This window comes from Algoriphagus yeomjeoni (assembly GCF_049821175.1).
Classification (GTDB): domain Bacteria; phylum Bacteroidota; class Bacteroidia; order Cytophagales; family Cyclobacteriaceae; genus Algoriphagus; species Algoriphagus yeomjeoni_A.
In genome coordinates this window covers 989,302-1,009,398 of record NZ_CP187512.1, presented here as the reverse complement: position 1 = coordinate 1,009,398, position 20,097 = coordinate 989,302, and the positions used below count along the sequence as shown (strand labels likewise).

General features: G+C 39.2%; 16 protein-coding genes. 8 read left to right on the top strand and 8 right to left on the bottom strand.

The features are described from left to right. Nucleotides 1-6 precede the first annotated feature (6 nt). Complete coding sequence (locus ACPUEN_RS04035) at nucleotides 7-3,246, bottom strand: S41 family peptidase (protein WP_425638710.1); 3,240 nt, start codon at nucleotides 3,244-3,246, stop codon at nucleotides 7-9. A 173-nt stretch (nucleotides 3,247-3,419) separates the two neighbouring features. Here ACPUEN_RS04035 and tyrS point away from each other — a divergent pair, with 173 nt between their 5' ends. After that, entirely contained in the window at nucleotides 3,420-4,712 is a 1,293-nt protein-coding gene (gene tyrS / locus ACPUEN_RS04030; protein WP_425638709.1) for a tyrosine--tRNA ligase, read from the top strand. Between the two features lie 147 nt (nucleotides 4,713-4,859). Next, nucleotides 4,860-5,555: a TetR/AcrR family transcriptional regulator gene (locus tag ACPUEN_RS04025; RefSeq protein ID WP_425638707.1), complete on the top strand. Its 696-nt coding sequence runs from the start codon at nucleotides 4,860-4,862 to the stop codon at nucleotides 5,553-5,555. Between the two features lie 89 nt (nucleotides 5,556-5,644). Here ACPUEN_RS04025 and ACPUEN_RS04020 read toward each other — a convergent pair whose 3' ends face one another. After that, nucleotides 5,645-7,183, bottom strand: a complete 1,539-nt coding sequence (locus ACPUEN_RS04020) for a peptide MFS transporter (RefSeq protein WP_111610523.1) — start codon at nucleotides 7,181-7,183, stop codon at nucleotides 5,645-5,647. 283 nt (nucleotides 7,184-7,466) lie between these two features. Between ACPUEN_RS04020 and pckA the strand changes: the two genes are divergently transcribed. The 4 genes from pckA to ACPUEN_RS04000 all read left to right on the top strand — a co-directional run bounded on the left by pckA (nucleotide 7,467) and on the right by ACPUEN_RS04000 (nucleotide 11,026). After that, the gene (gene pckA / locus ACPUEN_RS04015; protein ID WP_425638704.1) at nucleotides 7,467-9,068 is read left to right on the top strand and encodes a phosphoenolpyruvate carboxykinase (ATP); all 1,602 of its coding nucleotides are present in this window, start codon (nucleotides 7,467-7,469) and stop codon (nucleotides 9,066-9,068) included. Between the two features lie 136 nt (nucleotides 9,069-9,204). Next, the gene (locus tag ACPUEN_RS04010; protein ID WP_111610251.1) at nucleotides 9,205-9,738 is read left to right on the top strand and encodes an outer membrane beta-barrel protein; all 534 of its coding nucleotides are present in this window, start codon (nucleotides 9,205-9,207) and stop codon (nucleotides 9,736-9,738) included. Nucleotides 9,739-9,851: 113 nt separating this feature from the next. Next, on the top strand, nucleotides 9,852-10,289 hold the full coding sequence (locus ACPUEN_RS04005; RefSeq protein WP_425640243.1) for a peptidylprolyl isomerase: 438 nt from the start codon (nucleotides 9,852-9,854) through the stop codon (nucleotides 10,287-10,289). A 131-nt stretch (nucleotides 10,290-10,420) separates the two neighbouring features. Then, complete coding sequence (locus ACPUEN_RS04000; protein WP_425638702.1) at nucleotides 10,421-11,026, top strand: hypothetical protein; 606 nt, start codon at nucleotides 10,421-10,423, stop codon at nucleotides 11,024-11,026. Here ACPUEN_RS04000 and ACPUEN_RS03995 read toward each other — a convergent pair. The 4 genes from ACPUEN_RS03995 to ACPUEN_RS03980 all read right to left on the bottom strand — a co-directional run bounded on the left by ACPUEN_RS03995 (nucleotide 11,023) and on the right by ACPUEN_RS03980 (nucleotide 16,882). Next, the gene (locus ACPUEN_RS03995) at nucleotides 11,023-11,727 is read right to left on the bottom strand and encodes a TrmH family RNA methyltransferase (RefSeq protein WP_425638700.1); all 705 of its coding nucleotides are present in this window, start codon (nucleotides 11,725-11,727) and stop codon (nucleotides 11,023-11,025) included. The genes ACPUEN_RS04000 and ACPUEN_RS03995 overlap by 4 nt on opposite strands. Before the next feature lie 15 nt (nucleotides 11,728-11,742). Continuing rightward, nucleotides 11,743-14,367, bottom strand: a complete 2,625-nt coding sequence (locus ACPUEN_RS03990; protein ID WP_425638698.1) for a DNA gyrase/topoisomerase IV subunit A — start codon at nucleotides 14,365-14,367, stop codon at nucleotides 11,743-11,745. Nucleotides 14,368-14,462: 95 nt separating this feature from the next. Continuing rightward, on the bottom strand, nucleotides 14,463-16,364 hold the full coding sequence (locus ACPUEN_RS03985; RefSeq protein WP_425640240.1) for a DNA topoisomerase IV subunit B: 1,902 nt from the start codon (nucleotides 16,362-16,364) through the stop codon (nucleotides 14,463-14,465). Between the two features lie 23 nt (nucleotides 16,365-16,387). After that, nucleotides 16,388-16,882 carry a DNA topoisomerase IV gene (locus ACPUEN_RS03980; RefSeq protein ID WP_425638696.1) on the bottom strand — a complete coding sequence of 165 codons (495 nt, stop codon included), beginning with the start codon at nucleotides 16,880-16,882 and terminating at the stop codon, nucleotides 16,388-16,390. A gap of 115 nt (nucleotides 16,883-16,997) precedes the next feature. On the opposite strand from ACPUEN_RS03980, the gene ACPUEN_RS03975 reads away from it, so the two are divergent. Then, on the top strand, nucleotides 16,998-18,230 hold the full coding sequence (locus ACPUEN_RS03975; RefSeq protein ID WP_425638694.1) for a sterol desaturase family protein: 1,233 nt from the start codon (nucleotides 16,998-17,000) through the stop codon (nucleotides 18,228-18,230). A gap of 3 nt (nucleotides 18,231-18,233) precedes the next feature. Further along, nucleotides 18,234-18,620, top strand: a complete 387-nt coding sequence (locus ACPUEN_RS03970) for a hypothetical protein (RefSeq protein WP_425638691.1) — start codon at nucleotides 18,234-18,236, stop codon at nucleotides 18,618-18,620. On the opposite strand, the gene ACPUEN_RS03965 is transcribed toward ACPUEN_RS03970, so the two are convergent. Further along, nucleotides 18,601-19,533, bottom strand: a complete 933-nt coding sequence (locus ACPUEN_RS03965; protein WP_425638688.1) for an ROK family protein — start codon at nucleotides 19,531-19,533, stop codon at nucleotides 18,601-18,603. The two genes, ACPUEN_RS03970 and ACPUEN_RS03965, sit on opposite strands and share 20 nt — an antisense overlap. A 46-nt stretch (nucleotides 19,534-19,579) precedes the next feature. Beyond that, entirely contained in the window at nucleotides 19,580-20,068 is a 489-nt protein-coding gene (locus ACPUEN_RS03960; RefSeq protein WP_425640239.1) for a YkgJ family cysteine cluster protein, read from the bottom strand. Nucleotides 20,069-20,097: the final 29 nt, after the last annotated feature.

Genomic DNA, 20,097 nt, shown 5'->3' with positions numbered 1-20,097 from the left:
AAGAATTCAATTTACTTCTTTAAGCAATTCTTCAATTGCTTTTTCAAGCTGTTGATCTATGCCTTGGTCGATTTTTCCTGGCATATTTTTTACTACAAATTCCGGCCTAGTTTCATTATTCTCCAGCCATTCTCCGGCTTTATTTTTAGCAGAAATTGGCACTACTCCCCATCGAGATCCATCTGGCAATCCTTCCCAGCCTGCAAATGAACAGGTACCAGGCGTAGGCATTCCTACCGTCTTACCTATATTCAAGTCAGTATATCCACAAGCAAAACAATGCCCGTCCGAATAATTGGCTTCATTGAACAACGCAATTGTTGGCTTAGTCCAGCGAGCAGTAGGCTCATATCCTACCGACCTAGCTTCGGTAGCATAGGTTAAAAACTTTTCCCCAGTAAAGAACATAGCTAAATCAGCTACCAAATCTCCACCACCATTAAATCTAGTATCTACGACTACAGCTTCGCGATCGTGGTATTTACCCATCATCTCTTCATATACATTTCGGTAAGGGCCATCACTCATCCCCGGAATATGCACATAGCCAAGTTTACCGCCTGACAAGCTATCCACCTCAGCTTGATTCATTTTCACCCAGCGCTTATAGAGCAATTGATTTTCTGCCCTTAGAGAAATAGGCTTGATAGTTAGTTGTTTTCTTTTATTGGTTTCAGGATTGAAAAGTTCAATCAGCGTAAACGTGTCAGATTTTCTATTGAGAAACTTAGCAAGGTCATTTTCAGCCGTTAAGGCAATTCCATCAATTTTCTCGATGATCATCCCTTTTTTGATATCCAAATCGGCTTTATCCAACGGACCTCCTGCAATCACTTCAGTAATTTTGATACCATCCCCTTCAAAACCATAATCCCAAAATATGCCTAGCGCTGCGGTAGCATCCGCCATTTCCACTGATCTGGAATACCTTGAACCTGCATGTGATACATTCAATTCTCCTATCATTTCGGAAATCATTTCAGCAAATTCGTAGCTATTGCCTATAGATGGTAGATATTTTTCATAGTTCACTTTGGATTCTTCCCAGTCAATGCCGTGCATGGTTGGGGTATAAAAAATCCCTTTAGTACGAAGCCAAACGTGCTCAAACATATAAGCCATTTCCGCTTTCTTGTCATAGGTCATTTCCCCAGAAATCTTGATTGACTCCCTTTTCATTCCTTCAGGATTGATCTTAGAAATACTGCCATTACTAAGTAAATACAAGTATTTCTGATCTTTATCCCAGGCCAAACTTGCAGAACTGGCATCCAAGGATATTTCCTGCTTGGTTTCTTTTGTCCTAAGGTTAGTGCTCCATAGATTCATACCTTTTTCGAATGCTGCCAAATAATAAAGTTTCTCACCGTCTTTAGACAAAACAGCATCTCCCAAAGAAGAGGAATGGATGGTAAGTCTAGCCTTTCTATCATCAAAACCATCCCAATCAAATCTCAAATCTTCAACTTTCTTAGCCTTATCTCCCTCCTTTTCATCTTTCGGTTTATCGGTCTTCTCATCCTTTTTATTGGCTTTTTCGATCTCTTTCATCAAATCAAAATCTTCCTTAGATAGTGTGAATTTTTCCCATGCCGTTTTATCAAAGAAGAGCGTGTAAACATCATTTTGACTTTGACCACTAGTTGCATAACTTTTCAGACCGTCACGGTTTGAAAACCAAAGCATCTGTTTACCATCATTCACCCATTTTGCTTCGCTATCTCCAAATCCGCTGTTGGTAAGATTTTTCATTTTCTCTTTGCCGGAAGCATCGAGCAGAACCACCTCAGAATTAACCATGGTAGGTCTATACGTAGCTAAAAGCCACTTGCTGTCTGGACTCCAAGTAAAATATTGATCACCATCTCTCATGTGAAATAGCTCATCGGGTGTCAGTAGAGTCACTGTCTCCTTAGTATCGAGATCAAAAACTTTAAGAGTTCTTCTATCTTCTACAAAAGCTAGTTTTTTACCATCGGGAGAAAGTTTTGGCAAATACGCCTCGCCTTCTATGCTTAATAGTGCCACCTCTTGTAATAAAGTAGAAGCAAAGAAAAATGGCTCTTCTGACCTCATTTTGGTACTTTTAAAAATCTGCCATTTACCGTTTCTTTCGCTGGCATAAACCAATGATTTCCCATCTGGAGCAAATTCCACGAATCTCTCTTGCTCAGGTGTATTTGTGATTCGCTTGGTCAAAGAACCATCCACAGAAGTTACAAAAACCTCTCCTCTGGCTACAAAAGCTATTTCTTTGCCGTCAGGGGAAATTGACATTTCCCGGACTCCACCATTTATAGCGATGTAATTATCGGAATTAGAAATCGCCTGTGTTTGGATGGAAACGGCAACTTTCTTTGGAGTTTCACCTTTGCGCAGCGTATAGAGCTCACCATCGTACCCAAAACTCATCAACCCATCATTTGAAATACTGAGAAAGCGAACAGGAAAAGTCTTAAGTGTTGTGAGTGCTTCAGTTTGAGCAGGATTGGAAGCATTCATTGAAAAAACATTGAAGCTCCCATTTGTCTCGCTCAGATAATAAATCTCTGATTCGTCAGGAGAAAAAACTGGGTTTCTGTCTTCTCCATAAAAAGTAGTGAGCATTTTATGGGTATTGGCTTTGGTATCATACATCCATACATCCCGAGCAATTCCAGATTGATGATGCTTCCTCCATTCATTTTCTCCTCCTTTTTTATCATGGTAAAGCATTTTGCCCCCATCCTTACTGACAGACACGTATTCGGCAGGAATTGTAAATACCTGATCGACTCTACCACCATTTTTTGGCACTGAATATAGCTCTGGCTGCGATCCTGTAGGGTATTGTCTGTGTTCTGCAATATCCATTCGCTGACTTCCAAAAATAACATATTGATCATCTGCCGAGAATTCAAAGGGTTGTTCATCATTGGAATGGTATGTAAGCCTTGTGGCTGGTCCACCTTCGGGGCTCATCGCAAATATGTCAAAGTTGCCATAGCGATCTGAAGCGAAAGCCAAGGTTTTTCCATCTCTACTCCACACAGCTTGATAATCGTGAGCCTCATGAAAAGTAACCTGTCGAGCAGACCCACCAGCACTAGGAACTACATATAAGTCTCCTTTGAACGTAAATACAATTTGGCTACCATCCGGAGAAATAGCTGGATATCGCATCCATTGGGGTGAATTCTGAGCCAAAATGGAGTGGCCAAATAAGCAACTCAAAAGAATTGCAAAAATCTTAAGTCTAGTAGTCATATGGTTGGGATTTGGCCATTAAAGTAATCAAAATCGTAAATTTTATTAGACGACATTTTTTGATCGGTACTTTTCCCCGCCTAAGCCATTAAAATACTTCAAAGGATTACAGGTTTACTTCATTCCTTAGGCTGACAGACCTATATTTGCACCTCGAAAAATCAACTCATTAGATGAATTCATTCATAGAAGAATTACGCTGGAGAGGCATGCTTCAGGACATGACTCCCGATATTGAAGAACACCTTATTGAAGGAATGACTTCTGCCTATCTAGGATTTGATCCGACGGCAGATTCTCTGCATATAGGTCATCTGGTCGGAGTTATGACTTTATTACACTTTCAACGTGCTGGACATAAACCATTTGCTTTGGTAGGTGGTGCAACTGGCATGATCGGTGATCCTTCTTTTAAGTCTGCAGAACGTAATCTTTTAGACAAAGCCACCCTGGATCACAATATCTCTTGTATTCAGGAACAATTAGCCAAATTTCTTGATTTCGCTGGTACTACTACAAACAAAGCCGAGCTGGTCAATAACTACGACTGGATGTCTAAGTTTAGCTTTTTGGACTTTATCAGAGATATCGGTAAGCACATCACGGTGAACTACATGATGTCCAAAGATTCTGTAAAAAGACGTCTAGAGGATGGAAACGGCCTTTCTTTTACCGAATTCACCTATCAGCTGATTCAGGGATATGATTTTTATCATTTGTGGAAAAATGAAAATTGCTCCATTCAGCTGGGTGGTTCTGACCAATGGGGAAATATCGTCACGGGAACAGAATTGATCAGAAGAATGGGTGGAGGATCAGCCTATGCGCTGACTGTTCCTTTGATCACCAAAGCTGACGGTACGAAGTTCGGTAAAACTGAAGGCGGTTCTGTTTGGCTGGATCCAGAGAAAACTTCTCCTTATGCATTCTACCAGTTTTGGCTCAATGTATCCGATGCAGATGCTTCAAAATACATCAGGATTTTTACGATTTTGGATCAGGAAACGATCGAAAAACTAGAAGCTGAACATGCAGAAGCTCCTCACCTTCGTGTATTGCAGAAGGAGATCGCTAAGCAAATCACAACTATGGTTCATGGCGAAATAGAATTAGAAATGGCTATTAAAGCTTCTGATATTCTTTTTGGTAAATCTTCTACAGAAGATCTAGCTGCTTTGAATGAGCGTACTTTCTTGCAAGTATTTGATGGAGTTCCACAAGTTCAGGTTAGTAAAGAGGAATATTCCGAATTAACTTCAATTTTAGACCTCTTTGGAGAAATTACTCAGGGAGTGGTGTTTGCTTCAAAAGGTGAGGCTCGAAAAATGATTCAGGGCGGCGGAGTAAGTATTAACAAAGAAAAATTGTCTGATCCGAATGCTTCTATAAACTTGACTCTTCTTCAAAATAAATACCTTTTGGTACAAAAAGGAAAGAAAAATTACTACATAGTTGAAGTGAAGTAAGTCAATGATACTCACCACAGAAAAGGCCTTAGGATTATCCTAAAGCCTTTTTTTATGAGATTTTTCTAAAATATAAAGATACAAAACCCAGTTTTTGACCCAAGTTTAATATCTTTGAATTCGATTTTTAGAAAATGAATATACCCCATGGCAGGAGAGAAAAATAAAGAAAAACTCATTTTAGATTCAGCAGTTTCGCTTTTCACTTCCAAAGGCTATTTGGCTACTCGAATGGAAGATGTAGCAAAGACCGCAGGAATCAGTAAAGGCCTCACCTACTTCTATTACAAGAATAAAGAGGATCTTTTCATGGCCCTGACCAAAAAAGCCTTCGACCAATTTAAAGATGAATTCCGGGATGTTTACCGATCCAAAGGCAAGTCTGGCTTGGAAATGCTAAGTGATCTTTTGGTGAAAATCGTTGTTTTTGCGAAAGCCAATCAAGTCTATTACGATGCCATATTGAATTTCTTGGATCTTTTGAAAAAGTACAATAATCCAGAAACGAGAAAATTGATAGACCCAAAAACACTGGAATCCACTCACTTTCAAAAGCTTTTGGAAATTCATCATGAGCCAGCAAAAATCGGAATCATGATGGTGAGCCAAGGAATAAAAGATGGAAGTATTCGAGCGGAACTTCAGCCAGAAATCACCTTCTACACCGTTTGGAGTATGATTATTGGCTATGAAAAAATGCTTGGTCCAATAGAATACGAAGGTAAAGACCTCAAAATTCACTCAGAAAATTGGGAGCCTGGTTTTTTGCGATTAATGCAGGAAATGCTGAAAGGAACTATTCAGGCAACTAAGAAAACTACCGTACAAACAAGTCTATTTTAATAAGTCTATTCAGCAGCAAGTAAAAACCAAAAGAGGCAATCGAATTCGATTGCCTCTTTTGGTTATAAAATAAATCTGGTAGCGCTTGCCTAATGCACATCGCCCATCAACTTTTTGATAAATGGAGACGCCAGCAAAATTATAAGACCAGCACCTACTGAGTACATGGCGATTAATAAAAACCCGTCGGTATAAACTTCCAAGGTGTCAAAACCCCCAATATTTTTATCCGTGCTTTCTATTGCCAACTGCTTTCCAATAAATCCAACTACCTGAAAAGCAAAAGCGGAGGACAAAAACCAAACCCCCATCATAAATGCTACAATACGTTTTGGGGATAAATCTGTGATCTTAGAAAGTCCAACTGGAGACATAAATAACTCGCCTATCGAGATCAAAAAGTACATGAGAAGTAAGTAGGCAAAGGGCACTAATCCAGCTTCATTAGCGCTAGTCTTACTGATGTGTAGGATGTAGAAGCTGAGTCCTGCAAATAAAAGCCCCATTCCAAATTTGAATGGAGTTCGTGGATTCAAGTTCTTTTTGGCCAGAGAAGTCCACAAAAGTGAAATAGGAATGGCTAGAATGATAATCCACATCGAGTTTAATGAATTTGTTTGCGAAGCAGTCATAATACCTCCCAAATCAATATTTCTAGCGGCAAAAAGGGTGATTACGCTACCTGAAAGTTCATGAAAGCCCCAGAAAATGGTCATGAAAACTGTAATAAGAACTGCTACAATTAATTTACCTCTTTCTTCTTTAGTGGATTGGAAAATGATATAAGCCAAATAACCCAAAATACTCACACCAATTATCTTGAAGATAATATTCACAATATTCTGGTCTCCAAAGAAATCTCCATCGCTACCAAGTGGCTTGTATGCGGACAGCAAATACGCTACTACCGGTACAGCCAAAAACGATAGTAACGGGATCAAGTATCTATTTTTGATACCGGCCACTTTACGCTCAATCTCCCCTGTTGCCGGAGGCATCCCTTTGTCACCAAAAACGCCATTGCGAATCCCACTCCAAAAGAAAATAAGGCCTGATAGCATACCAAATCCTGCCAAAGCAAAACCATAATGCCAACCATAGGTCACCGCTAGCCAACCACATAACAGAGGTGCAATCCAACCTCCAATATTAATCCCCATATAAAAAATAGTGAATCCAGAATCTTTTCGGGCATCACCATCGGGATAGAGAGTGCCTACAAAAGTCGATATGTTTGGTTTGAAGAATCCGTTTCCTACTATTATAAGAGACAGGGCAAGAAAAAAGGCAACGTTATTTTCAATTGCCAAAACAAAATGCCCAAGTGACATCAATATTCCACCCAGAAAAATGGAATTACGCATTCCCAGTATTTTATCAGAAATCCTTCCTCCGATTACAGTAGAGGCATAAACTAAAGATCCATAAGATGCATAAACTGCTGCTGTAGCATAATCCCGATCGCTTAATGCCTCAAATATGACATCAACCATATAGAGGGTCAGCAATGCCCGCATGCCGTAGAAACTGAATCGTTCCCACATTTCTGCAAAAAATAAGTAAAATAAACCTCTAGGGTGGCCAAAAATTGTTGGCTCGGTCAATTCGGAATTAAGGTCTTTTTCCAAGGATAGTTTTATTTGGGTGAAATAAATTTTACAATGATAAACCTTTTTCAGCCTTGTTTCCAAAGTTAAAGCTGCTGAATTATAGGCTTACGTTTAAAAATTACACTATTGGAAAAAAGCAATAATAGGACATGAGCATCGTCCTGAATATCAAACAGAATAAACATCTGTTTTTTGTACGCAACCGATTGTATTGAAAAATAAAGCACTTTTTGTTGGTTTATATAGCATGGATTTGAGTAGTTTTGTACAGACAATTTTCAGATTGTAAACCCAAATATTTATGCAGGAACTAGATCTGGCAAACCAGACTTCACCCCTGGCTTTTCTTCAATCTACCACAGAAAGAAAAGTTCATTCAAATCTTCCACCAGCAGAACTGGTGGAATTTGCTTTAGTGCGAAAAGAAGGAAACCTCACATCAACCGGTGCTTTGATGGCTGATACAGGCAAATTCACCGGTAGATCACCAAAAGACCGCTACATAGTACTTGACGACAAAACCAAAGACACTATCTGGTGGGGTGACATTAATATCCCTTTTGATTCCGTGAAATTCAATTTGCTTTTGGGAAAAATGAAAGCATTTCTGGCCGACAAGGAGCTTTTCGTAAGAGATGCCTACGCAGGAGCAGATGAAAATCATAGGCTCAAATTGAAGGTGGTAAATACAAAAGCATGGCATAACCTCTTTTGTTACAACATGTTTTTGAGACCCTCTGAATCCGAATTGAAGGACTTCGAGCATGACTTTACAATCATCTGTGCACCGGAATTTGAAGCTGATCCTGAAACTGACGGGACTAAAAATCCAAATTTCGCCATTATCAACCTCACCGAACGAATTATTTTGATTGGGGGAACAGGCTATGCAGGAGAAATGAAAAAAGGAATTTTCTCTGTCCTCAATTTTATCCTGCCACACGATAAGAATATCCTTTCCATGCATTGCTCCGCAAATGTTGGCTCAAAAGGTGATACAGCTATCTTTTTTGGGCTTTCTGGAACTGGTAAAACCACTCTTTCTGCGGACCCAAATAGAAACTTAATTGGAGATGATGAGCATGGCTGGACAGAAAACGGGGTATTTAATTTTGAAGGAGGTTGCTATGCAAAAGTCATAGACCTGACCAGAGAGAAAGAGCCTGAAATTTGGGATGCAATCAGGTTTGGTTCTATTGTGGAAAACACCCGATTCAAAGCAAACTCCAGAGAGGTTGATTTTGCGAACAAATCTGTAACTGAAAATACCAGAACGGCTTATCCGATTAATTATATCCCAAATGCTTTGGAACCATCCAAAGCTGGAGTTCCAAAAAATATATTTTTCCTAACGGCAGATGCATTTGGAGTAATCCCTCCTATTTCTAAGCTAAACAAAAGCCAGGCGATGTACCATTTCATTTCAGGCTACACAGCAAAAGTAGCAGGTACAGAAATGGGGGTTACAGAACCCAAACTGACATTTTCAGCCTGTTTCGGAGCCGCATTCCTACCGCTCCATCCGACTGAGTATGCAACTTTATTTGGTGAGAAAATGGAGAAATACGAAACAAATGTTTGGCTGATCAACACAGGATGGACTGGTGGTACATACGGAGTAGGCTCCAGAATGAAATTAGCCTATACCCGTGCAATGATCACCGCTGCATTAGAAGGAAAACTAGAGCAAGTTGCTTATCGAAAACATCAAGTTTTTGGGTTTGAAATTCCTCAAGAATGTCCAAATGTGCCTGCTGAGATACTTAATCCAAGAAACACCTGGTCAGATAAGGAAGGCTACGATAAGCAAGCGGAAATTTTGGCTGAGGCATTCAGGGCCAACTTTGAGAAATTCAAGAATTATGCATCAGCTGATATTTTAGAAGGAGCACCTCTCCTGTAAAAGTTATAAATCCGGATACCTTTGGAGTCTGCATTCAAAATGCAGACTCCTTTTTTTTATAGGGCATTTAACGTATTGATAGGCTGTTTATAGGACCATACTTTTGGATATAATAATCTCTAACTATTCAAAAATTATGAAAAAAATTATTTTATCAGCTATTGCATTTCTTTTTGCAATCACACTTATCAATGAAGTTCAAGCCCAACAATTTCAGCAAGGACAAGTAGATCTAAATGTTGGGGTAGGTTTAGTTCCTACTTTTGGAGCAGGTGATGTGGGGATTCCTCTCAGTGTTTCTCTTGATTACGGTTTTAATGACCAAATTTCTCTAGGAGGCTACCTTGGCTATGCAGGTTCTAATGACAACATTCCATTCTTAGGTAAAATTTCTTATACCTATTTGATTTTTGGAGCAAGAGGAGCATACCATTTTGATTTAACAGAAAAGCTCGATACGTATGCCGGCTTACTTCTAGGCTATAATATAGCTTCTGTAAGTTTAGAGAATTCTACACCAGGTATGCCAGAGCCTGATGCTGCAGGTGGATTTACTTATAGCTTATTTGCTGGAGCGCGTTACCATTTTACTGAAAAAATCGGGGCATTCGGCGAAATTGGCTATGGTATTTCAGTATTGAACCTAGGTGTAACAGTGAAATTGAAATAGGCAAGTTTCAGGGAAAAGAAGTAATAAGTTTTTAAAAGCTTTTTTCTGTACAATAAATTCAAAGTAAGAGCTATTTTTACCTCAATAAAAATTTCTATCGAAAACCTGAAATGATGAAGACAGCAGAATTTATTACAGAGAAAGGAACAATGAAAGTGGAGTTTTATGAAAAGGACGCACCTATCGCAGTTCAAAATTTCATTGACCTTGCTAATAAAGGATTTTACGATGGTTTAACTTTCCACAGAGTTATTCCAAATTTTGTGATACAAGGTGGCTGTCCAAAAGGAAATGGAACTGGTGGACCGGGTTACCACATCAAATGTGAATTAGACGGTGAGAATCAGTACCATGATCGTGGAGTCCTATCTATGGCGCATGCAGGTAGAAATACCGGTGGATCTCAGTTTTTCATTTGTCATAGCCGTGATAACACTGCTCATTTAGACAGAAACCATACTTGCTTTGGTAAAGTAGTAGAAGGTCTGGATATCATCGACGAGATCAAAGCAGGTGATAAGATTGAAAAGATAGTGGTATCAGAGTCCTAATTCAAAAAGACTATACGTAATAATGCCCTCATTAGCATCTGGCTTTTGAGGGCATTTTTCTTGGATGTTTTTATAAAAATCAAAGGTTGGAATGGTTATTGAACAAGGGTCATTTCTTTTTGGAATAACATATGAATACTCGTCTAACTCTCCTTGTTCTCTTTACATTCTTCTTCGTTTCTTTGGCTCAAGCCCAGCGATATGGAACTGCTGTAGGACTTAGATTTGGGAATAGTAATCAATACCGAACAGTAGGACTCACTGCTCAACAGCGTATCACTAAGCGGCTTTCTATCGAAGGAATCGTGCAGTCTGATTTTAAACTAAATACTACACTTTCTGTACTGTTGGAAAAACATCACCCAATTATCTCAAAACGATTTAATTACTATTACGGAGCTGGAGCTTCTTTTGGCGTTGAGGAAAGCTTTGTCAAAGACGAAGAAAACAAGCAAATAACACATACCTACGGAAATACAACAGCGGGAATAGATCTTATCGGAGGTTTGGAGCTGACTGTTCTAAATACGGTAATTTCTCTTGATTACAAGCCCAATATTAACCTGGTGGGACGTGAGGAATTCTATAGAGGTCAAGTTGGGATATCTGCTCGAATGGTTCTGGTAAAAAGTAAAGAGCAAAAGAAAAAGCAGAGACAAAAACAACGCGCTAAAAACAAATCTCAAAAAGTGCCTTTAAACGAAAAAATATATGATTTTTTCAATAAAAAGAACTAAGAATTTTTTGACTTCAAGTATGCTTTTTCATGTAAATCATCTCGCTTGACGACAGATCGATACCACTTCATACGAAGAAGTTGCTTCTCCTCTTCAGTCAAATAAAAATCAGGATGATCGTAGTTTTTTACTTTTTTCACCAATTCGTATAGAGAAATTGAAGCTGCTACAGAAATATTAAAGCTCTCAGTGAAGCCTAGCATGGGAATATGAACAAGTCCATCCACATTTTCATGTACTTCTTGACTGATTCCATCGTGTTCGTTTCCGAATACCAGAGCAATCTTCTCAGAAGGTTCCAAGTCATAAATGGAAATAGAACCTGGTAGCGGACTAGTCCCATAGATTTTATACCCCTTTTCTCTAAGCACTGAAAAGCAATCTTGAACTGCAGATCCTTCTTTATTGTAATATTTATGTAAATCAATCCATTGAGAGGCTCCTCTGGTCACAAAAGGATTTACCTTATAAGCATTCATTTTTTCGATGACATGCACATCCTGAAGTCCGAAACAATCACAGGTCCGCAGAACTGCACTGGCATTATGAGGCTTGAATATATCCTCCAGCACTACAGTGAAAAACTTCGTTCTTTGAGCAAGGACTTTTTCCATCACTGACTTCTTGTTATCGGTGATGTATTGGCTCAAATAATCCAGCCAATCCTGATCTATTATTTTCAATTGATTCTTTGTGTCCATCTAAAAAAGAGGGGACTAAAATAACCCCAATTGTTCTTCATCATCTTTCTTAACGGATAAATCAATAGTAGATCCTACTTCCAAATCATCATCAGCGTCGGAATCATCTTCATCTTGTTCAGATTCAGTATCATCTGATTTGTCTGATTTTTTGGATTCAATCAAGCTGAGACTTTTGATTTCATAGGTACTCAACTTATTACCCAGGGCTTTCCAACCTTTGACATCGATCAGCATATCCAAATCATATTCCATCTCCTCCTCTTCTTTTCCTTTGATTAAAGTAACACGAGCCTGAGGCTGCTTTTCAGAGGAAATAAGTTTCAGATAAGAATTTTTGTGATCAGAAATGAAATTGAAATTCTTATTCAACGTCGTAGTTTCGATCTGGAAACGCTTTATATAATAACTTTTACTAGCACCATCAAAATATATGGCTGACAGTACCTTATCTGAATTAAACTTTTCAATTAATACAACATTTGGTGCATCATACCTATTGGTAGTTTCAAAACTCGTCAATTCGTAATCACCGCTTTTGTAACACACCAAAATTCGATCATCACCGAGGAAATTCCCAATTAATTTACCTCGCTCGTCGGTGTTTAATCTACCGACAATAGGGTCGTAATAAATATTCAACCCACCCAAAGTCGATACACCCTCCATTTTCAATTGGATCTTTCGAATGGGGTGTCTAGTGAGAATATTTCCGCCAGCTCCTCTTCCTTTAATGTCTATGGAAGCAAAGTCAAAATCAAAAACCTTCACTCGAGCTTTTGCTCCCTGAGTCAAGTACACGGTAATAATTTCTGCCTCACCATTAGCATTGGCGGTTAGGTAGAGGGTTTTACTCCCTTTACTCCCTTTGGTAAGCATATACTCCTTATCTCGCGTGACAGCTAAGACTTGGAAGCGTTTCACCATCGCACGACCTGTTCCTCCATCCAAATAGATGAAGTTATACACCATGCGTTCGTCTCCTTTGCGAAATACAGCCACATGCAAAATATCCTTGCCCATGAAATTCTTTTCCTGGATCTTGGAAACCATGCAAACACCATCTTTGCGAATCACGATGATATCATCCAAATCAGAACAATCGCAGACGAACTCATCTTTTTTCAAAGCATATCCTACAAAGCCATCTGCGCGATTCACATAAAGCTTTGCATTGTTTGCAGCTACCACATTAGCCTGAATGGCATCAAATGTTCTGATTTCAGTCTTTCGCTCTCTGCCTTTACCATATTTGGTAAGGAGATTTTCATAGTACTGAATCGCATAATCTGTCAAATGCCTTAAGTGATGGTTTACTTCTTTCAATTCATCCTGAAGACGTTTCATCAGCTCGTCAGCTTTGAAGGTATCAAACTTGGAAATACGCTTGATCTTAATCTCTGTCAAACGAACCAAATCGTCTGTCGTAATCTCTCTATAAAAATCAGGTTTATAAGGCTCCAAACCATCGTCTATAGCTTTCAACACATCATCCCAAGTCTCACATTCCTCTATATCCCTGTAGATTCTGTTTTCTATGAATATTTTTTCAAGTGAGGAGAAAAGGAGCTTCTCCATCAATTCACCTTTACGGATTTCCAACTCCCGCTTGAGAAGTGCTTTGGTCTGCTTGGTGTTATATTCTAGAATTTCATTTACTGTGAGAAAAACCGGAGTATCCTTAATAATCACACAGGCATTTGGCGAAATTGATACTTCACAATCTGTGAAAGCATACAGCGCATCAATTGTAACATCCGGCGAAACACCAGGTGCCAATTGAATGGCTATCTCAACGTCCTTGGCCGTATTATCTACGACTTTCTTGATCTTAATCTTACCTTTATCATTTGCTTTCAGAATAGAATCTATCAAAGTATCCGTAGTCACACCAAACGGTATATCCTTAATTAATAGCGTTTTACTATCCTCTTCTTCAATTCTTGCTCTAACCTTCACCTTACCACCTCTCAGACCTTCATTATATTCAGAAAAATCCGCAAATCCACCTGTGATAAAATCCGGAAGCACATTGGTTTTATTCCCTCTGAGGATTTCAATAGATGCCAAAATCAACTCACAAAAATTGTGAGGAAGTATCTTTGTAGAAAGCCCTACTGCGATACCTTCCACACCTTGTGCTAATAAAAGTGGGAATTTGACTGGAAGAGTAACTGGTTCCCGTTTTCTACCATCGTATGAAAGTTGCCATTCAGTAGTCTGTGAATTAAACAATACTTCCAGTGCAAACTTGGAAAGTCTAGCCTCAATATACCTAGCAGCTGCAGCACGATCGCCTGTACGCACGTCCCCCCAGTTTCCTTGAGTTTCTATGAGAAGCTCTTTTTGACCAATATTTACAATTGCATCACCAATGGAAGCATCCCCGTGCGGGTGAAATTGCATGGATTGACCGATGATATTCGCGACTTTATTAAATCGACCATCATCCATCTCCTTCATGGCGTGCATAATTCTACGCTGAACAGGTTTCAATCCATCTTCGATTGCCGGAACAGCCCGTTCTAGAATTACATAGGAAGCATAATCCAAAAACCATTCCTTATACATTCCCGTCACCGGGACTGATGTGTGCAGGGAGTCGTCTCCGTTCGTAGGTAAATTGTTTTCGTCACTCATATTGTTGTACAGTATTTTTTAAGCTGATGGGTATAGAACCATTCAACTCAAAATCTAAGTCATTAATTGTAAATCCACTATTAGCTGATTGTCAGTTAGGCTGCTTCATTGTCCTCTTCAGGCTCTTCCTCTTTTTTAGGATCTTCCAGAGCCAAATCCTTCTCTATCTTCAAGTTTTTGATGATAAAGTTCTGGCGGTTTGGTGTGTTTTTGCCCATGTAGAAAGTAAGCAAGTCAGCAATCTTAGTTTCTTTATTGAGAATGATCGGCTCCAAGCGAATGTCTTCTCCGATAAACCCACCAAATTCCTCCGGAGAAATCTCCCCTAACCCTTTAAATCTGGTAATCTCTGGCTTATTTCCAAGTTTATGAATAGCTCGCTGTCTTTCTTCGTCGGTGTAGCAGTAAATGGTTTCCTTCTTATTTCTAACCCGGAAAAGAGGTGTTTCCAAAATGAATAAATGGCCGTTTTTCACCAAGTCAGGGAAAAACTGCAAGAAGTAAGTCATGATTAGCAAGCGAATGTGCATGCCATCCACATCCGCATCAGTAGCGATTACAATCTTTCTATAGCGAAGGTTTTCGATTCCGTCTTCAATATTCAAAGCATGCTGGAGCAAGTTGAATTCCTCATTTTCATACACTACTTTTTTGGTCATACCGAAGCAATTCAACGGTTTCCCTCTAAGAGAAAAAACAGCCTGAGTCTGCACATCACGGGATTTGGTAATAGACCCGGAGGCAGAATCCCCCTCTGTGAGGAAAAGCATAGTATTCGCTTTCACGTCTTCATTTGCCTTTGGATCATCGTAATGAACTCGGCAATCTCTGAGCTTTTTATTATGAAGATTGGCTTTTTTGGCTCGCTCATTCGCCAATTTCTTAATGCCGGAAATCTCCTTTCGTTCTCGTTCAGATTGAAGGATTCTCTTCAAGAGTGCATCTGCAACTGCCGGATTTTTATGAAGGTAATTATCTAGCTCTGTTTTTAAGAAATCGTTAATAAACGTGCGGACAGTGGGCCCATCTGGTCCAACAGATTGAGAACCAAGTTTAGTCTTAGTTTGAGATTCGAAAACTGGTTCTTGAACACGAATGGAAATAGCAGCAACGACACTTTGACGAATATCAGAGGCATCATAATCCTTCTTAAAGAATTCTCTCACCGTCTTAACAACAGCCTCACGGAAAGCTGCCAAGTGCGTTCCACCTTGCGTGGTGTATTGCCCATTAACGAAGGAATAATACTCTTCTCCATACTGATTGGAGTGAGTTAGTGCCATTTCTATATCATTCCCTTTCAGGTGAATGATCGGGTAGCGCTGGCTTTCTTCATCTATTTTATTGGAAAGAAGGTCGAAAAGTCCTCGATCTGAAAAGTACTTTTTACCATTATAATTAATCGTGAGACCAGCATTAAGGTAAGCGTAATTCCAGATTTGATTTTCTAAGTATTCGGGAATGAAATGATAGTTTTTGAAAATGCTTGCGTCCGGTGAAAAAACCACTTTGGTCCCGTTCCGATCTGATGACTTTCCAATTGGTGCGTCATTGACCAAAATCCCTTTTTCGAATTCAGCAACTTTGGTTTCTCCTTCACGATAAGCCTGAACTTTAAAAAAATCAGAAAGTGCGTTGACAGCTTTTGTACCAACACCATTTAGTCCTACCGACTTTTGAAATGCACCTGAATCATATTTACCACCGGTATTGATTTTTGATACGCAGTCTATCACTTTTCCTAGTGGAATACCTCGACCATAATCACGAACTTCCACTTTATGCTCCGAGATTTTGACGTCAATGGTTCTTCCATATCCCATCATGTGTTCATCAATGGAATTATCAAGTACTTCTTTTACCAATACATAGATACCGTCATCCTGGGCACTTCCGTCACCTAATTTACCGATATACATACCCGGTCTTAGTCGGATGTGCTCCCTCCAATCAAGGGATTTAATACTGTCTTCTGTATATTTTACTTCTCCAGCCATAATTTTATTGACGCTTATTCTGCTCAAGAATTATTTTTTACCTGATTGAATTTTCCCACTAGAATACCAAACAACCCTAATACCCAGAGCACAAAAAGGCCTGGAATGAGGTAGAAAAAGAAATTAAATTGACTTGCTGCGATTACTTCCTGATTGTTGATAGCGTGGGTGTAAAACACCAACAATCCTAAACTCAGATTTAGAATGCCACCAAAGGAATAAAACCAAGCCAAATAATAATCGCGAAACCTATCGCCAATTGGGAAAACACGGATCAATCCTTTGTGATTTTTGGTTTCTAGCAACTTTGGAGGAAGCAAGACCACCACATTCATAATTATAAAAATGGCAATCATTCCATAGAAAAACACGCCCTTTTCAAGCTTTTCAGGCGATAACCCGTTTTCATCGTAACTATAGCTGACATTTTCAGGCAACGCAGAATAGAAATAAAGCAGGAAGAAAATGAAGAGGGTGACACTAAGGAAATAAAAGGCTTTTCCGAATCGGTAATACATAATTGAGGGGAATTGAATGTGCTAATATAAAGGATTTGAGCAAACAGAATTCGACTTCTCGATGTTCCTTTTATCATTATCTTTGACAAGTAGCTTCAGAAAAACACCCAAAATAATGAACCTCAGTCCAGTAGTGATCGCGATCCCGATGTATTTCATCTTGATGGCAATAGAAATGATTGCACTCAGATTTCAAAAACATCCCGGATATAGACTCAATGATGCCGTTACGAACATCAATTGTGGGGTAATCTCACAAGTCACAGGTGTATTTATCAAAATCCTTTCCATCGGAATTTACACCTTGATTTATCAGCACTTTGCATTCTTTCAAATCCCTAATAACGTTTGGACATTTTTCTTACTCTTCTTCTTATATGACTTTTGCTACTATTGGGCACATCGAATGAGTCATGAGGTCAATTTATTCTGGGGAGGCCACGTAGTGCATCACTCCAGCGAGGAGTACAATCTATCAGTTGCACTTCGGCAAAGTAGCACACAAACTATTTGGACATTCTTCTTTTATTTTCCGCTTGCCCTGTTGGGTTTTGATCCGGTTATGTTGGTTTTGGCCTCGGGGATTAATCTATTGTACCAATTCTGGATTCATACGGAGGCAATTGATAGAATGGGTTTCTTGGAAAAATTCATGAATACCCCATCACATCATCGTGTGCATCATGGTCGAAATCCTAAGTATATTGATAAAAATCACGCAGGTACATTCATCATATTCGATAAATGGTTTGGCACTTTTCAGGAAGAGGAAGAAAGACCTACTTACGGCATTACCACTCCAGTCAAAAGCTGGAATCCTGTTTGGGTAAATTTGGCACACTATTCTAATATGAAGGAGGAGCTCAAAATGATCCCAAATTGGTCAGATCGATTGAAATATCTTTTCAATAAACCTGGTTGGTTGCCAGATTATATGGGTGGATATCGGGCTCCCATGGAGGTTGAGGATGATTATCAAAAGTTCGACACCGTAGTGCCCCCGTCATTAAATTGGTATGTATTTACCCAGTACATTTTCGTTTTACTACTGACAGGTTTTTTCCTGTTCAAAGTTGAATCTTTCACTTGGATTCCAAAAGTGCTTGTCAGTGTCTTAATCATTTGGACTACGGTAAGTTTTTCTGGGGTTTTTGAAAAAAGAAACTGGTATTTACCTCAGGAGCTGATAAGAATATTAGCTTTTGCTGGAGTTGTCTTTTTCCTAATTCAATCTCTCCTACCTTTGCCGATTCTAATTGGAATTTTAAGTGCTTATTCGCTTGCTTCCTTATTTTGGCTCTGGAAAAATCAGCAGCTTAAATCACAAATACCTTCTATCTCCCTGTAGATTATGACTAAATCACTTTTTCTTTTTTCAGTACTCATTCTATCCATTTCTTTATCCTGTAGCTCAAAAAGAGACACAGGCAGTATGAATATGGAAAACTGGAAAGCAGATCATTATGGATGCAAAGGATTAAGAATACAGGATTTGGAAGAACTGGAGCGACTCAAAAATTCATTTTTGGGAGTTGACAATCAAGCCTTGATCAAAACTTTTGGACGACCAGACCGGGTAGAGTTGGTGGACAAAAGTCAGACTTTTTTCTTCTACTTTCTAGAGCCAAGCAATGCTTGCGAAGGGGTAGAAATAGAAAAAGAACCCCTAAGAGTTCTTTTTCGCCTGAATGCTATAAGTAAAGTTTCGGAAGTTACTATTACAACCCTGAACCCATAAAACAAAGCGCTGCGGCGCCCAGAGTTCCTGCATTGTTTTCCAAAGTGGCTTTTTTCAAGACCAAATCCTTACCATAATATTGCGTTAAATATTGCTTGATCGTACGGTCAAGTGTAGGCATCATGAATTCTAAACCTGCAGAAATTCCTCCTCCAAAGTAAACATCCGTCACATCTAATATTCTGATTGCAGATACAATTGCTTCTCCAAGAATCCGAGCTACTTCTTCAAAAACCATCAGAGAAACTGGGTTTCCAGCTTTGGCAGTATCCACCAGCAAATGCGTCCCTAGCTCCGCACCTACCAAGACACCGGCTTTTTCCGGATACGCATCGATCAGTCGAGCCATGATATTCAATATGCCTTGTCTTCCTATGAGAGTTTCAAGTCTGGCTGCACCTTTTGAAAGCATATGCCCCATTTCCATGGCGTTGCCTCTGGAGCCTTTGAACACTTGTCCATCTAAAACCAAGGCGCTTCCTATTCCTGTTCCCATAGTGATAAAAAGGAAATTTTGAGGAGGATCATCCTTTCCAAAATAAAATTCCCCAATGGCAGCAGCAGCAGCATCATTTTCTAGAGCAAAGGAATATTTTGGGTATTTCGCTAGTAGGTTTCCTTTAAGGTCAAACCCATTTAAACTAGGAATAGCCGGGATCTCCAAAGGTGTAGTTCTGTCTTTTGATATCATTCCAGGCAAGCCAATTCCTACCTCTTTAACTTGTGGATATTTGGTGAAATATTTGCCCAAACCTGCTATAAACGCTGGCCCAAAACCTTCAGGATGGTCACGATATGAAGTGGTGTCTTCCTTTACAAAGTCTAAAATATTGCCCTCTCTGTCAACAAGGCCGATTTTCAAGTGAGTTCCCCCCACGTCCACTCCAAGGAAATGTGCTTCCTGATTTTGCATGATATTATCTATAGGTTTATGGTTTCAAAAAAGCAAAAGAAAAGTATTACTTCCTATAATCCTTCCCAATCTGCTGGAAAATTTTGAAAACTGCAGGACAAACGAGTGTATTTTTAAGTGAAAGGTCCAAAATACCATGCATTTTTTTACGATCGGTATGTGGATACTCCCGGCATGCCTTGGGCCGATCTTCATAAACCAAACACTTATTATCTGCACCCAAAAAAGTGCAAGGCGAAGAATTTAATACAAAATCTCCATCCTCATCCCGGTGTAAATATTCGTCAATGAAGGCGCTACTTTTCATTCGAAATACTCTCGCCAACCGGTCAATGTCTGTATTCAAAAAAATCGGGCTTGTTGTTTTACAGCAATTTGCACAGTCCAAACAATCTATTTCTCGAAATGCTTCTTGATGCAGTTCTTCGAATTTTTCATCCAATACTTTAGGCTTTACTTTCTTAAGTCTAGCCTTCAATTTTTGATTAGAAGAATATTCTGATTTACTCTCTTTATTAAAATTTTTAAGGTCTATTTCCAAAATTTAGAAAAGTTAACTTATGA

Excerpts from the sequence above, each read along its gene's own strand:
- ACPUEN_RS03980 (WP_425638696.1), bottom strand. The coding sequence starts at position 16,882 with ATGTATTACCGATTCGGAAAAGCCTTTTATTTCCTTAGTGTCACCCTC.
- ACPUEN_RS03985 (WP_425640240.1), bottom strand. The coding sequence starts at position 16,364 with ATGGCTGGAGAAGTAAAATATACAGAAGACAGTATTAAATCCCTTGAT.
- ACPUEN_RS03995 (WP_425638700.1), bottom strand. The coding sequence starts at position 11,727 with ATGGACACAAAGAATCAATTGAAAATAATAGATCAGGATTGGCTGGAT.
- pckA (WP_425638704.1), top strand. The coding sequence starts at position 7,467 with ATGCAGGAACTAGATCTGGCAAACCAGACTTCACCCCTGGCTTTTCTT.
- ACPUEN_RS04010 (WP_111610251.1), top strand. The coding sequence starts at position 9,205 with ATGAAAAAAATTATTTTATCAGCTATTGCATTTCTTTTTGCAATCACA.
- ACPUEN_RS04035 (WP_425638710.1), bottom strand. The coding sequence starts at position 3,246 with ATGACTACTAGACTTAAGATTTTTGCAATTCTTTTGAGTTGCTTATTT.
- ACPUEN_RS03965 (WP_425638688.1), bottom strand. The coding sequence starts at position 19,533 with ATGCAAAATCAGGAAGCACATTTCCTTGGAGTGGACGTGGGGGGAACT.
- ACPUEN_RS04005 (WP_425640243.1), top strand. The coding sequence starts at position 9,852 with ATGAAGACAGCAGAATTTATTACAGAGAAAGGAACAATGAAAGTGGAG.
- tyrS (WP_425638709.1), top strand. The coding sequence starts at position 3,420 with ATGAATTCATTCATAGAAGAATTACGCTGGAGAGGCATGCTTCAGGAC.
- ACPUEN_RS03975 (WP_425638694.1), top strand. The coding sequence starts at position 16,998 with ATGAACCTCAGTCCAGTAGTGATCGCGATCCCGATGTATTTCATCTTG.
- ACPUEN_RS04000 (WP_425638702.1), top strand. The coding sequence starts at position 10,421 with ATGAATACTCGTCTAACTCTCCTTGTTCTCTTTACATTCTTCTTCGTT.
- ACPUEN_RS04025 (WP_425638707.1), top strand. The coding sequence starts at position 4,860 with ATGGCAGGAGAGAAAAATAAAGAAAAACTCATTTTAGATTCAGCAGTT.
- ACPUEN_RS03970 (WP_425638691.1), top strand. The coding sequence starts at position 18,234 with ATGACTAAATCACTTTTTCTTTTTTCAGTACTCATTCTATCCATTTCT.
- ACPUEN_RS03990 (WP_425638698.1), bottom strand. The coding sequence starts at position 14,367 with ATGAGTGACGAAAACAATTTACCTACGAACGGAGACGACTCCCTGCAC.